This is a genomic window from Chloracidobacterium sp. (assembly GCA_025057975.1).
Taxonomy (GTDB): domain Bacteria; phylum Acidobacteriota; class Blastocatellia; order Chloracidobacteriales; family Chloracidobacteriaceae; genus Chloracidobacterium.
This window is the reverse complement of sequence record JANWUV010000005.1, coordinates 24677-38977: the sequence shown is the minus strand read 5'-3', so window position 1 is coordinate 38977 and position 14301 is coordinate 24677. Positions and strand designations below refer to the sequence as shown.

Sequence of the window (14301 nt, the reverse complement as noted above, 5' to 3'; positions counted from 1 at the left end):
TTTTTCCCCTATTTCTTCGCCGACAAGATGAAAGGTTCGGCGGAAGCGTCACCTGTGGAGTCTCTCTTTGACCGGCAAGAACGATTGGGTTGGTGGCGACAGGAGACGCTCCGGTCGGTGCGTATCCTTGTGGCCGGAGCCGGGGCGCTAGGCAATGAAACCCTCAAGAACTTAGCGCTGCTAGGCGCACGGTGGTTGTTGATTGTGGACAACGACGACATTGCGCCTTCCAACCTTAGCCGGACAGTGTTCTTCCATCCTTCCGACATTGGGCGGCGGAAGGCGCTGGTCGCTGCTGAGCGGGTGCAGGCTCTGTGCCGTGAGGCCACCAGCGGTGTGCGCGCGCTGGATGCCGACTTGGTATGGGATGTCGGTTTGGGGGTTTTTCGGCGGGTTGACCTGATCTTGGGCTGCGTCGATAACGACGAAGCGCGATTGAGCATTAACCGGGCCGCCCGCGCCGTCGGCGTTCCTTGGATCAATGCCGGGATGCACGAATTGACCGGAAGCATCACGGTCTTTGCGCCGGATGAAGGGCCCTGCTTTGCCTGCGCAGCGACGCCCGACCAGATTGCCGATGCACGCTCACGCTACGACTCCTGCGAGCAGGTACGGCGGCGTTACCTTGCGGAGGAGCGTCTTCCCACCATCCAAGTAACCTCGGCGTTAACCTCGGCGCTGCAAGTTCAGGAGGCGCTGAAAGTCATTCACGGTGAGCCGGTCGCCTTTGGCGTGCGCTATGTCTACAACGGTTGGACGCATGGGTTTCACGCCATCACGCTGCCGTACGATCCGTACTGCCTTGCCCACGGTCGCCTTGAGACCGTCATTGAGCTGCCGCTTGGCGCAGACGCCACGCTGGAACAGACGCTTGATGTTTTGGAGGAGACGCTGGGTGACGGCGTGCAGGTGCATCTCGACCGGCGCTACATCCGGCGCATTGCCTGCCGTCGTTGTGGGTGTTCGCTCGTGATTGAACGAGCGGCGCACCAGCTCTATGACGACGAGTTGATCTGTGCGCCCTGTCAAACCGCTAACGCTTCTGCTATAAGTGAGTCGTTACGCACGCCCGCCAAAGAAAGCTATGAAAGAGAAAGCTATATTGAGGTCGTTACTCGTTTTTCACGTCATCGCTTCGGTGACCAACCGCTGACGGATGACACGGCGGAGCGTACATTACGGCAACTTGGCATCCCCCCGTTGCATATTCTAACGGTCGAAGATCGACAGGGACGTTACTGGTCATGTGAGTTGACGGGTGATCTGGCGACAACGCTCGGCGATTGGGGACGTGCTGAGGCGGGCAGCGGTCGAGAAAAAACTAGCGCTAGTTAGAGGACTCCAAAGCTGTTCAACAGCTCTTAGGAGGGCAAGGCACCCCATGGCCTAGAAAGGACGCAAACCGATGGAAGGCGTAGCGGTTCTCGGGACATTGCTCTTCCTTCTGATCTTCGTCGTGTCCTGCGGCTTTGAGGTCTATGAGCTTTATTACGACGGACGCCGCGCGCTTGAAGACGGCCGCCAATCGAGCGATTCCCTGCTGCTGCCGCGTCGCTACTACGCGGACCTGCATCAGCGCACCTACGGCCTTGCCCGGTTTGATGGTTCGGCGCAGACCTTTCGGGTCAGACGCGCTGAACGCCCAGCGCGGTGCGAAGTTTGCCACCAGGGTGACCGTTTTGAGGCGCAAACAGGGTACTGTACCCGTTGTCGCCATTACACCCTGTAAGCCAAGAGGTTGAAAGCCTAAGTCGAGGTTGTTTCCATGGCGGATGTTGACGTTACATTTCGCAACGAAAACAACGGGAAGGAAGTTGAAGTTACCGTTTCCGACGATATGACGGCGGACGCCATTGTGCGAAACCTCGTGGAGGCCGGCATTATTCCAAACGTACCGGGCACAACGCTTGTCTTCCGCAATGTGCAGTTACGTCCCCACCAAACGCTGGCTCAGGTCGGCGTCGTTTCCGGGGACACGATTGGGATCTTCCTCAACACGCGCGGTGGTTAGGACGAGTCCGTCGGCGATAGTTTTAGGAAACCACTAAGGTGTCCGTTTGCGGTAAGACCAAGTATTCTGGGCGGGCGTAGTGCGTCTGAACGCTGTTGCGGATGGCGTCTATGTACTCATCCCGGTAGGTCCAGAACCCCTCGAAGCTTCGCTTGCCCCTAGCATAACCGTTCTTGCCGGACGCCGCCGGGCGGGCGGTATCCCGTCGTTCACGGGCAAATAGGGCGATGCGGAAACGAGGATCATCGCTGAGAACAATCCAGTAGTCTTGGCACTCACAGTCGGCGGGACGGAAAAACCGAATGCGCTCTGCTACAGCAGGCGGTGTAATGTCCGGTTCGCCGATAATCCAGACCGCCTGCGAGGTCTTGGCGATGGTGGCGTACCGCTCCTGCTGCGGCAAAAACAGCGATAACTTCTGAAACGAGGCGATAAAGAGGCCTGAAAGCCCCTTCTCGATGAAGCGGTCTTCAATGTAGTGCGAGATACTGAGCATGAGTGAAAAGTTCAGAGTGCGGAACGTGTCGGTTTCCGTCACCGGCAGCCCGCCTCCGTTCTGCTCAGTCCGCGCGTTGAGGTGGTGAACAATACTATCGAACGTTTTGGCGATTGGCGCCGACATGGCGAAACTCCCGTGGCGGCTGCGTCTCCGCCGGTCGTCAGCGGACCGAAGCCGCCGGGGACGAGACTCGTCAGAGCCTGTGGATGCTCGACGGTTAAGTACATTTTCGTACACTTTTGGAAACGACACAACCCACTTCTTCAGAAAGCACAAATTTCACCCCGCCGTGGCGGCTTCTTGCGCGCCGTTAGGCGGCGGCGCGCAAGAAACTTGACAAGCCGCCTAGCATCCACTAACCTCGTTGTAACTTGTACAGTGAAATGGGGGTGTTTGCGGGAGTAACTCAGTGGTAGAGTGCAACCTTGCCAAGGTTGAAGTCGCGAGTTCGAATCTCGTCTCCCGCTCCACTACGAAACGACAAAAGACGACGAATACGCAAGGTTCGTCGTCATTTTTATTTGTGGGGCTTGGGATGGCTTGACATCCGTTTGAAGAAGATTGTATAGTCACAAGCTTCCACAAATACGACTTCGAACAGAGACGCTTTCCAAAAATCCATGGCAGACAATGTGCAGCCGGCCGGCCCTGAGGGCGTGACCATCACGCCGCTGCGTACGCCGGTCGTGACCTCTCCACCAGCCCCAGAAGTCGCCGCGTCGGATACGGCGTCCGCCGTTGCGCCCGGAGCGGAGCCTAGCGAGGAGGCGGATTTCGCCGCCATGCTCGACGACTATGAGCAGACCTCCGCTTCGATTGCTCCGGGAGATATTGTCGCCGGACGGGTTGTTTCCATCACGGAGCGTGGCGTCGTCGTTGACATTGGGTTTAAGTCGGAAGGACTGGTACCAAAAGAGGAATTCCTTGGGCCGGACGGAGAGTTGACCGTTGCTTGCGGCGCTTCAGTCGAGGTCATGGTCAAGCAGCTTGAGGGCGGCGACGGCTATGTGGAACTGTCCTACACCGACGCCCGGCGGCACCATCTCTGGAAAGTCATTGAGAAAGCGTTCGTTGAGAACCAAACCATTTCAGGTAGGATCATTGAACGCACTAAAGGCGGGCTGCACGTTGATCTAGGCGGTGTGAAGGCCTTTCTGCCGGGCAGCCAAGTGGACTTGCGCCCAGTTCGCAACTTAGATGCGCTGATTGGACAAGAACTAACGTTCCGCATTTTAAAGCTCAACAAGAAGCGCAACAACATCGTCCTGTCGCGGAAAGTTCTGTTGGAAGAGGAGTTAGCGGCGCGTAAGGCCGAGACGCTGCGCATCCTCGATGAAAATGTCATTGTTTCTGGGCGGGTTAAGAATCTCACCGACTACGGGGCTTTTATCGATCTGGGTGGGATTGACGGGCTGCTGCACGTCACAGATATGTCTTGGGGACGCCTGCCCAAGCCGTCCGATTTGTTCAACATCGGCGACACGGTGCAGGTCAAAGTGCTCAAGTTCGACCGTGAGAAAGAACGGGTCAGTTTGGGCTACAAGCAACTGCTGCCGGACCCATGGGATACAGTGACGGAGCGATTCAAACGCAACGACATTGTCAAGGGACGGGTGGTGTCCATCACCGACTACGGGGCGTTTGTTGAACTGGAGGAGGGGGTCGAAGGACTGGTCCATGTCTCGGAGATGACGTGGTCGAAGCGAACCAAGCACCCGTCCAAGATCGTGTCGGTCGGTGATGAAGTTGAGGCGATGATTCTGGAAGTGGATCAAGCCAACCGTCGCATCAGCCTTGGGATGAAGCAGGTTCAGCCGAACCCTTGGGACACCATTACGCAGCGCTACTCGGTGGGTTCGCGCGTCTCTGGTAAAGTGCGCAACCTAACGGACTTCGGGGCCTTTGTCGAAATCGAAGATGGGATTGACGGCTTGATTCATGTGTCCGATCTTTCGTGGACGAAGCGCATCAAGCACCCTTCGGAGGTCCTGAAGAAGGGTCAGACGGTTGAAGCGATTATCACCAACATTGACACGACGAACCGACGCCTGAGCCTTTCCATCAAGGACCTTGAACCAAACGCTTGGGAGCGCTTCTTCCAGAAGCACCGGCCGGGTGACGTGTTGATGGGCAAGGTCGTCCGCACCGCCAGCTTTGGCGTCTTTGTGGAGCTAGAGGAAGGCATCGAAGGGTTGTGTCACATTTCAGAGCTGTCTGATCAACGGGTAGACCGTCCTGAATCAGTGGTGTCGGTCGGACAGGTCATGCCGTTCAAAATTCTTAAACTTGATGAAGCCAATCGGAAGATTGGTCTGTCGGCGCGCGCAGTCGGTAAGGAAAACGACCCGGAGGACATCAGCAACTACCTCAACAATGAAAGCATGACCAGCCTTGGTGAAGTGGCGCGTTTCGTGCGCAGCGAGAAGGATTCCCGTTAGACTCCCGCCGGCCCTACCCGCTGCGGTCGGCTTGCCCGCCGGTGGTTGGTTTGTGGCGTAGCCGGTTGCCGCGCCATATCGCCGCGCCTGCGCGACGGCATCCATCGCTTATCTGGTTGGGTCGGCCATGGCAAAGCACCGGGTCTTGATTTTGGGCGGCGGTTTCGGCGGGCTGTACACCGCACGCGCGTTGAGTTTGCTTGGCGTGACGCGCCAAGCGGAGGTGACACTCGTCAACCGCACGCCGACGTTTCTGTTCCTCCCACTCCTCTACGAGATTGTGACCGGCGAGGTCGCCGATTGGCAGATTGCGCCGTCCTTTACCGAGGTTCTACCATCCGGCTGCCGTTTTGTGTGCGGCGAAGTCGTAGGTGGTGAGTTTCAGGCGAATTGTCGTCGCGTGCGCATCCGCCAAACGGACAGCGAGGCGACGCTCGAAGCTGACACCGTTGTGCTGGCGCTCGGCGGCGTGCCGGATGATTTTGGCTTGCCGGGCGTCAAGACGTACGCTCGACCGTTTCGCTCACTAGCCGACGCCCATGCGCTGAAAGCTTCCGTGATGGATGCCGTACGGCGGGCGGCGGCAGCGCCCCACGAAACCATTTCGTTTGCCGTCATTGGCGCAGGACCGAGCGGCGTTGAGTTGTCAGCCGTCCTAGCCGATCGGCTGCGCACCGAGTTACAGCGAGTCGGCCTGCCGCCAACGCGCGCGCGGCTGCATCTGATTGATCGGCTGCCGGAGATTTTGCCGCAGTACGCTTCGTCCCTACGGCGTTTCGCGCGCCGTGAGTTGGCGCGGCGCGGCGTCGAGTTGCATTTAGGCGTTGGGGTAGCGAGCTGTTCCGCCGCCGGTGTTGAGCTGGAAACCGGCGCGCATATCGCCGCCGACACGATAGTATGGACGGCCGGCAGCCGTCCGACGCCGGTATTGGCGGCCTTCCCGTTTGTGCGTGACCGGCGGGGACGCATTCCCGTTGGGCGGACGCTGGAAGTTCCCGGCTTTCCGGGAGTCTATGCCCTGGGCGATATTGCGGCGAGCGCTGCTGCGCCTGCGACGGCGCAGGTCGCTGTCCGACAGGCGGCGGTGGTCGCCCATAACATTGACGCCGCCTTACGCGGTGAGCTGTTGCAGGAGTACCGGTATGAGCCGTTAGGTGAGATGATGACGCTCGGACGCGGCACAGCCGCCGCCAACATCCTAGGCGTGGCGTTTAATGGCTTAGCCGGCTATCTGACGCGCCGCTTGGTGTATTTGATGGCGATGCCCGATCCGTGGCATGCAACGAAGGTTGGTCTGAGCTGGCTTGGGCAGTTGCTGGAGGAAGCTTGGCGGAGGCAGCCGTCGCCTGTAACCACAGCGTACGCGCTAGACTGAAGTCACCAGCTTGACAGAGAGTTGCCAGACGACTTATATCCTGTTTCCGGGTCGTTAGCTCAGTTGGTAGAGCAGCTGACTCTTAATCAGCGGGCCGTAGGTTCGAGCCCTACACGACCCACTACCAATCGGGAAGTTTTGGCGGGCGGTTCTTTACCGCCCGTTCGTACTTTTCGGACGGTACGGACACCGTTCCCCAAATGTTGAAAAAGCGTTTGAACGCTCATGCGTCTTGCCCTTTTGCGCCGCCAATCCAAGACCTTCACCGCCGCCATTGTGGATCAGGTCGCCGTCGCGGTCGGTCACATCCTCGCCGAGCCGAAGGATTTCTTCACGCTCGACGTGGCGGCGCGCGCGGCGTTGTCCACGTACGTCACGGAAGCGGCGCAGCGCGGCGACGGCGTGACGCCGCTGGATGAGGTCGAGTTCCTGCCGCCTGTCCCACGACCGGGCAAGATCATCGCCGTTGGGTTGAACTACCGTGACCACGCCGCCGAACAGGGTAAAGCGCCGCCGACTGAGCCGGTCGTTTTCGCCAAGTACGCTAGCGCCGTGACCGGCCATGGCAGGCCGATCGTTCTCCCACCCAACAGCCGCGAAGTGGACTACGAAGCCGAACTTGCCCTCGTCATCGGCAAAACGGCCCGCCGCATTGTCCGCGAAGACGCATACGCCTACGTTGGGGGCTACACCGTGCTCAACGACGTGAGCGCCCGCGACATGCAGCGCCAAGACAAGCAGTTCACGCGAGCGAAGTCTTGCGACACCTTCGCCCCAATGGGGCCGTGGCTTGTGACGGCCGAGGACATTCCCGACCCCCACGCGCTGGATATCCGCCTCACGCTCAACGGGCGCGTCATACAGGCGTCGAACACGCGCGAGATGATCTTCGACATCCCCTACCTCATCTGGTTTTTGTCGCAGGCGATGACGCTTGAGCCGGGCGATGTGATCTCCACCGGCACACCGGGCGGTGTCGGCGTCTTTCGTCAGCCGCCGGTTTTTCTCCAGCCCGGTGACGAAGTGGCGATTACAATTGAGCGCATCGGAACGCTCCGCAATGTCGTTGTCGCGCCACAAGATTGACGGATCGGGATGGAGAGATGACGCCTGAAGGGCTGCGCGTCCTGCCGTCGGTGGAGCGTCTGGCGCAGACATTGGACGCCGACCCGACTTTGCAGGCTTACACACCGGCTGAACGCCGTGCGGCGGCTCGCGCTGTGATTGCCCAGCGCCGCGCCGAGCTTATTCAAAACGCCGTCGCGTTGGGCGGCCTCATCAGCGAGCAAGTGTTTGAACAACTCTGCGTAGCCGCACGGCTCCGGCTGTATGAAGCGCGGTCGCTGCGCCCGGTCATCAATGCGACGGGCGTCATTCTGCACACCAACTTGGGACGCGCGCCGTTGCCGCAGGCGGCGCTGGAAGCCATCGCTGAAATCGCGGGCGGCTATGCCAATCTGGAATATGACCTGACAACCGGCCGGCGTGGACGACGCGACGCCCACGGCGAGGCGCTCTGGCGGGAACTACTTGGCTGCGAGGCGGCGGTTGTCGTCAACAACTGCGCGGCGGCGGTTTGGCTCGTCCTTGAGGCGCTAGGACGCGGCGGCGCAGCGCTCATCTCACGCGGCGAGTTGGTTGAAATCGGCGGCGGGTTTCGCATCCCCGACATTATGGCGTACAGCGGCGTCGCGCTGCGGGAAGTCGGGACAACCAACCGAACCCGCCTAGCCGACTACGAAGCGGCGCTGACGCCGGACACGCGCCTCATTGTCCGCGTCCATCAGTCAAACTTTCGCATGACCGGCTTTACGGCGCGTCCAACCGTTGCCGAACTAGCCGAACTGGCTAAGCAACATGGCCTCATTTTGTTTGATGATATCGGCAGTGGACTACTGGCTGACCTGACGGCGGACGGGTTGCACGACGAGCCCATGCCAGCGCGGTCGCTCGCCGATGGCGCAGACGTGGTGACGTTTAGCGCCGACAAGCTTCTCGGCGGGCCGCAAGCGGGCGTCATCGCTGGGCGGCGCGACCTCATCGAACAGATTCGGCGGCGACCCCTGATGCGCGTACTCCGGGCCGACAAGTTGACCTACGCCGCCCTAGAGGCCGTCTTGCGCCTATATCGGGCGGGCAATTGGGCAGCCATACCGATTTTGGCCATGTTGCGTACGTCGCCTCTGACGCTCAAACGGCGGGCGCAGCAATTGGCGCGGCGACTGCGCCGACGCATTTCGCCGGAAGTCTGCCGGATTGAACTTGCGCCGGGCGCGTCGGCTATCGGCGGCGGCTGCGCGCCGAACATCGAGCTTCCGACGACGCTGGTTGCATTGGTACCAAAGCACAGCTCCACCGACGACTTAACCACCCAACTGCGGCAGGCGTCGCCGCCAGTGATTACGCGCACCGCCGACGGGCGTATTCTGCTTGACCCCCGTACGGTTTTCCCTTCTCAAGAAGCAGCGCTCGTCAGCGCCGTAGTAGCAAGCGTCACCAAGGCATGCGGCGCGGCCTAAAGAGGATTCAGTTTCCATCTGAACCAAATAGGAGCGAGTGCAGTCGGCGCTTGTCGCCCCGCAGCCGCTCCGGCACGCGGTTCAAAAGGACATTGTGTGGAAGCGCGTTTTAACGGCGTAACGCGCAGCAGCTTACGGTAAGCGGCCCGTACAACAGAAAGCTATCCTATCTCCCTGCCCTGTCCAGCGGGGATTGGGGATGGGTCGCCCGCTTGTGCGGACCGGAGGCCGGTAGGCTGCCAATAACTGACCGCCGCGCCAAGGTTACGGTCCTAAATCACTTCGGAACCTGCTCTAGTCTGGAAAGCGAAGTCGGTCGAGAGCAAGACTGACTTGAATGTGTGCTAAAAGAGGCGAATGAAACGCTCTACTGCCGGCTTGGAGTCCCGCCACCCGACTACCACCCGACTACCCTGGTCATCCAAATCCATCTAAGTTGAAAGCAAGGAACTTCCTTGTCCGCTCGTTACTGTCGCAAATCGTCCACGAAGGCAAACTCTACCCGAATGATTCTTCCTTCTTCGTCTTGACTCTCTATTCCTTACACTTTCCCTTGTTCTTGCTATGAGCTTCAATGTCGCCATTGTTGGGGCAGGTCCGGCGGGGTCGGCGTTGGCAGCGGCGCTCGCTGCGGCGGGCGCGCGAGTGCGGTTATACGATTTGCAGGGCGGCGCATGGGAAAAACCGTGCGGAGGCGGCGTCACCGCAAAAGCCCTCCGCCAATTTGATTTCCTCCTCGATAAAACCCAGCGTTTTCCACGTCAGGACATCCACGAAATTGAACTCGTTTCATCCGGGGGACGCAGCGTTGTGTTTCCGCTGGGCGGCGCGCCGTTTCAGATTTTTTCGCGCCGCAACTTGAACGGCCTACTACTGGAACGCGCCACGGAAGCCGGCGCGGATTTTATCCCCCGGCGCGTGACAGGTCTGACGCGCGCGGCAAATCGGTGGTCTGTCGCTGCCGACCGCGACCGCTGGCCGGCGGACGTGGTGGTGGGCGCGGACGGCTGTACAAGTTTCGTCCGGCGGACAATCGGACACCGCCTGCCGGACGCCGATCAGGCGCTGTGCTGCGGGTACTACGTCCCGGCGGCGGGCGCGACGCGCGCCGTGGTGGCGTTCCCAAAGCGTTTTACGGGATATGTCTGGGCGTTCCCACGCCCGGATCATATTTCCTACGGCATTATCAATCAGTGTGGCGAGTATCCGCCGGCGAAGCTCTGGGCAGAGTTGGACGCCTTTGTACGGTGGCACCGGCAAGGCGAACTGCCGCGCGACCGGGTGAAGTACGCGGCGCGCGTACCGATGCTGCGACGCGCGTCGTGGAAGACAAACCGCGTCGTCGGCGACGGCTGGGCGCTGATCGGCGACGCCGCCGGCTTTGTCGATCCCATCACTGGCGAGGGCATTTTTTACGCCCTGCATTCGGCGCAGTTACTGGCGCAGGCGTTGCAGGCAGGCGACATCCGGGCGTACGACCGCGCGTGGCGGGCGTCGTTTGAGGCGGATTTGACCGAAGCCTCACGACGTTTGCCGAAGTTTTACCGTGGCGGGATGTTGGGAGCGTCGGTTATTGACCGGGTGTTGCAACTTTCGACGATTCATGGGGGCGTCGTGACAATCATGCGCCAGGCATTGGCGGGCGACGTGGATTATGTCTCGCTCAAGAGACAGGTTCTGCGGAGCTTGTTTGCACCAGCGGCGTGGCGTGCGCCGAAACTGACCATCCGGCTGGTGGATTACCCTCAGGCGGCGTAGCTGAAGAAAAAGCGCTGACGCCTGTGTTTTCACCAACCACGGTGTCGCGCCGATACGCCAATCTGACGGACTCCAATTTTCTGGAAATGTCTGTTTTTTTGTATCCTATATGCCAAAAGCAGGCGGTTGTGTTTTATGACCTCGCACCGAAGGCGTACCGTTGCCCTTCGCCTTCCCAAGGTGGAAAGCCTTTTGAATGACGTTCTAAGAACCCACCTGCGCGAGACACACCTTGTTCGGCTCGGTGAGATCCCAGAACGTCGCCAAATTCTGGAACAGAGTTTGCCTGCTTTAGAACGTAACCTTAGGACGAAGGAGGGATTCAAACGTATGAATCCACACAACAGGCAGTTGACGCCTTGGCTTGTCCGTATGGTAACGCTGTTTGGGGCGCTGGGACTGCTGAGCTGGTCAATCGCTGCCCAGACCATTTACGGCAACCTCTCCGGGCGAGTCACCGATCAGACAGGCGCGGCCATTGCTGGCGCGCGCGTTGAAGCTCGTAACATGGACACCGGGGAAACCCGTGAAACAACCACTGGCAGCGACGGCGTTTACCTCTTCCGTGCGCTTCCCGGCGGCCGGTACTCGGTCAAAATCTCAGCCGACACGTTTGAAACGCTTGTCCGTGAGCCAATCGCCGTTACAGTCGCCCGCGACGCCACAGTGGACGTTGAACTCAAGCCGGGCAGCACCCAAGAGGTTGTGACGATTGAAGGCGACGCAGCGCTCATCGAAACCACCCGCAGCCAAATTAGCAAACAAGTTGATGCCCGACGCATTCTAGAACTGCCGGGACGTAACTCACTCAACGGTTTGGCGCTGCTCCAGGCGGGCGTTGTCAACAACCAGAACGGTCGTCCTGGTTCGGGCTTTGCTGTCAACGGCGCACGTACCCGTTCCAACAACTTCCTGATTGACGGCACCCAGAACAACGACCCCTCCCTGTCCATCCCGACGCAGAACCTGCCGCCAGAGGCGCTGGCCGAATTCCAAATCATCACCAACAACTTCTCGGCGGAATACGGCCGCAACGGCGGCGCGATTGTGCAGCAGATCACTCGGTCGGGAACAAACGAGTTTAGTGGCATTGCCCACTACACTTGGTTCGGCAATGGGCTAAATGCATTGACAACCGCCCAGCAACGGACGTTCGCCGCCGCCCGCGCCGCCGGCTTCAGCGAGCGTGAATCCCTACGCCGGGCGCGGAGCGTAACAGTCAACAACACTTGGGGCGGCACTTTCGGCGGCCCTATCAAGAAAGACAAAATCTTTTTCTTTACCAGTTTTGATCGCACGACCGAACGCACAACCGTCTCGGGGACGAATACGCTGGCGCTAGCGCCAGCGGCGGTGACGGCGTTGCAAAACTACGCCAATACCGTCACGTCCGGGCCGGATGCCTTTGCACCGGGCGCGCTGCAATTCTTGCTCAACACCTTCCCAGTGGCGAACGATCCAACGCCACGTGGGACGCTGACGATTCGGCGTCCATCCGACAACGCGATCATCCTCACGTTGCCGGTGCAACAGTTCAACCGGGCGCTGCAAGGCGCGCCGTTGCCTTTCGGCACAACCTTCTGGCGCATTCTCGCCCGTGGCGACATTCAGTTGACCAACAACGACCGTTTTACGCTCCGCTACTTGCAGGACCGGTCGCGTGATCCGGGCGCTCCGGCGGCTATTCCGGGCAACGAAATTGGCACAAATATAGATAACTACAACGGCGCGGTGAACTACATCCGTACCTTTAGCCCCCGCGCTGTTAATGAGTTCCGGTTCAGCTATGTGGACCGGGCGCTCAACTTCCCTGAGAATCTGCCGCCGGCTTTTGTCATCAGTGGCTTCAACAGTGTGGGTAACGCTAACTTCCCACAGTTCCGCAACAGTAAGGTCATTGAATTTACTGACAACTTCACCTTTACGGTGGGGCGGCACACGTTGAAGTTTGGCGGTTCGTACAACCGAGTCCATCTTGATTCATTCTTTGCACCGAACTTCCGTGGTACGGTGCAGTATCCTTCAATGCAAGAGTTTCTCTTCGACCGGAACGCGCTGTTTTCGCAGTATGCAGGAACGGGTCTCGTTCCGGCGCGCGTCAATGAACTCGGCGTCTTCGTGCAGGACGACTTCCGCATCACACCAGAACTCACGCTCAATCTTGGGCTACGCTATGAGTATGTATCGGCGCCGTTTGGCTATTTCTCCAACGCTGAGGCGGACATCAACAACTTTGCGCCGCGCGTTGGTTTCGCGTGGAATCCGCGCGTAAGCGGCGACGGCTTCATCGCGACGATGTTGGGCGGGGATAAGACGGTTATCCGCGGGGGCTACGGCATCTCGTACGACCAAATTTTCCTCAACATTCTGCTCAACACCTCGCGCAACTTCCCGCGCGGCGTCAACATTGCCTTGGGCAACATCACTGGGCAGCGGCTCTATATTCCGGCCAACCGTCCGGCACCGCCGACGCCCCAGCAGTTCACCGGCGATCCTAACTTGCTGCCGGTGCGACTCTATTCCCCCAACAAGCGCGTAGCGCTGCCCTACCAACAGTCGTTCAACCTTGGCTTTGAGCGGCAGTTGTTTAGTGACTACGTGCTTAAGGTGTTTTACATCGGGTCGCGCGGGCTGAAACTCGTGCGTGAAGTTGAATCAAACATCGGTTTCTTCCAAGCGGCCATCAACAACAACCCGGCGTTTTACGCCAATATTCTCCCAACCTTGCGTCCGGTGACCATTGGCGGCCAACCGGCGTTCCGCCGCGACCCATCGCGCGGCTCGATTCTGGTGGGCGATGGTCTGGCCAGCTCGTGGTATCACTCGCTCCAGATTACGCATGCCAAGCGCTTCCGGCACGGCATTCAGTATGAACTGAACTATACGTGGAGCGCCTTTATCAATGACAGCGACGACATTCTGGGTGGTCAGGTCAATGCAACCTTGCCAGCTAACCCTCTCAACTTCAGGCAGGATCGAGCGCGGTCGGGGCTGGACCAACCGCATCGCCTCGTAGCGAACTATACCTTTGAGATGCCGCGCATCACGATCAACAACTGGTTTTTTGACCGCCTACTCAATGGTTGGTCTATGAGCGGCATTTCGACGTTTGCTTCAGGGACGCCTTTCAGCGTACTCAGCGCCGTCAACGCGCTGGGCATCCTTCCTGGCCAGATCTCGACGGTTGAACTCTCGCAGCGTGTCAGTATCAATCCAAACGGCGTTCCCGGAACAGCGACCGGCTTCCCTGGCGTGACCAACCCGTTCTATGTCCTCAATCCGGCGAACTCCGGCATCAATGGGAACGCCGGCCGGAACATCCTGCGGACGGGTGGGATCGCTTCAACCGACCTTGCGTTTGTGAAGAACATTCGGACATTCGGCAGCGGCGACCGGCAGCAGACGCTCCAAATCCGCTGGGAAGTCTTTAATGTCTTCAACCGGCGCAACTTTACTGTGATTCCGGCTAATACGGTTAGCGCCAACACGAACCCGGCGCTGTTCCTCAACCTTGGTCAGACCAACGTCGGCGGACGGTCAATGATCTTCACTGCCCGTTACATTTTCTAGTTGCGGTTCTAGTTGCGGCGCGATGTTTCGTCGCCAGTGAAACACGCAACAGCTTAGCCCATCGGCTTTAGTAAAGCCGATGGGCTTTTTTTGCGGATGTGCCCATAACCACCTACGCCTATGCCCCAAAC

10 protein-coding genes and 2 tRNA genes are annotated in these 14301 nt (G+C 59.4%); 11 read left to right on the top strand and 1 reads right to left on the bottom strand.

Annotated features, from left to right (window positions below; genetic code table 11):
• Positions 1–27: 27 nt before the first annotated feature.
• The 3 genes from NZ585_05555 to NZ585_05545 all read left to right on the top strand — a co-directional run bounded on the left by NZ585_05555 (position 28) and on the right by NZ585_05545 (position 2011).
• A complete protein-coding gene (locus NZ585_05555; protein MCS7079500.1) occupies positions 28–1335 on the top strand; it encodes a ThiF family adenylyltransferase in 1308 nt (435 codons plus the stop codon).
• 70 nt (positions 1336–1405) lie between these two features.
• Positions 1406–1729 (top strand): hypothetical protein, encoded by a 324-nt coding sequence (locus NZ585_05550; protein ID MCS7079499.1) that lies wholly within the window; start codon positions 1406–1408, stop codon positions 1727–1729.
• Positions 1730–1765: 36 nt separating this feature from the next.
• Positions 1766–2011: an EsaB/YukD family protein gene (locus tag NZ585_05545; GenBank protein MCS7079498.1), complete on the top strand. Its 246-nt coding sequence runs from the start codon at positions 1766–1768 to the stop codon at positions 2009–2011.
• Between the two features lie 22 nt (positions 2012–2033).
• Here NZ585_05545 and NZ585_05540 read toward each other — a convergent pair whose 3' ends face one another.
• Complete coding sequence (locus NZ585_05540; protein ID MCS7079497.1) at positions 2034–2633, bottom strand: hypothetical protein; 600 nt, start codon at positions 2631–2633, stop codon at positions 2034–2036.
• Between the two features lie 272 nt (positions 2634–2905).
• On the opposite strand from NZ585_05540, the gene NZ585_05535 reads away from it, so the two are divergent.
• From NZ585_05535 to NZ585_05500, 8 genes are all read left to right on the top strand, one after another.
• Positions 2906–2980: transfer RNA gene (locus tag NZ585_05535), tRNA-Gly, on the top strand.
• Positions 2981–3130: 150 nt separating this feature from the next.
• Entirely contained in the window at positions 3131–4948 is a 1818-nt protein-coding gene (locus tag NZ585_05530; protein ID MCS7079496.1) for a 30S ribosomal protein S1, read from the top strand.
• A gap of 127 nt (positions 4949–5075) precedes the next feature.
• A complete protein-coding gene (locus tag NZ585_05525) occupies positions 5076–6323 on the top strand; it encodes an FAD-dependent oxidoreductase (GenBank protein ID MCS7079495.1) in 1248 nt (415 codons plus the stop codon).
• Positions 6324–6371: 48 nt separating this feature from the next.
• Positions 6372–6444: transfer RNA gene (locus NZ585_05520), tRNA-Lys, on the top strand.
• Positions 6445–6548: 104 nt separating this feature from the next.
• Complete coding sequence (locus NZ585_05515; protein MCS7079494.1) at positions 6549–7409, top strand: fumarylacetoacetate hydrolase family protein; 861 nt, start codon at positions 6549–6551, stop codon at positions 7407–7409.
• A 17-nt stretch (positions 7410–7426) separates the two neighbouring features.
• A complete protein-coding gene (selA, locus tag NZ585_05510) occupies positions 7427–8842 on the top strand; it encodes an L-seryl-tRNA(Sec) selenium transferase (protein MCS7079493.1) in 1416 nt (471 codons plus the stop codon).
• A gap of 564 nt (positions 8843–9406) precedes the next feature.
• Entirely contained in the window at positions 9407–10600 is a 1194-nt protein-coding gene (locus tag NZ585_05505) for an NAD(P)/FAD-dependent oxidoreductase (GenBank protein ID MCS7079492.1), read from the top strand.
• A 330-nt stretch (positions 10601–10930) separates the two neighbouring features.
• A complete protein-coding gene (locus NZ585_05500) occupies positions 10931–14170 on the top strand; it encodes a TonB-dependent receptor (GenBank protein ID MCS7079491.1) in 3240 nt (1079 codons plus the stop codon).
• The last annotated feature ends 131 nt before the right edge of the window (positions 14171–14301 follow it).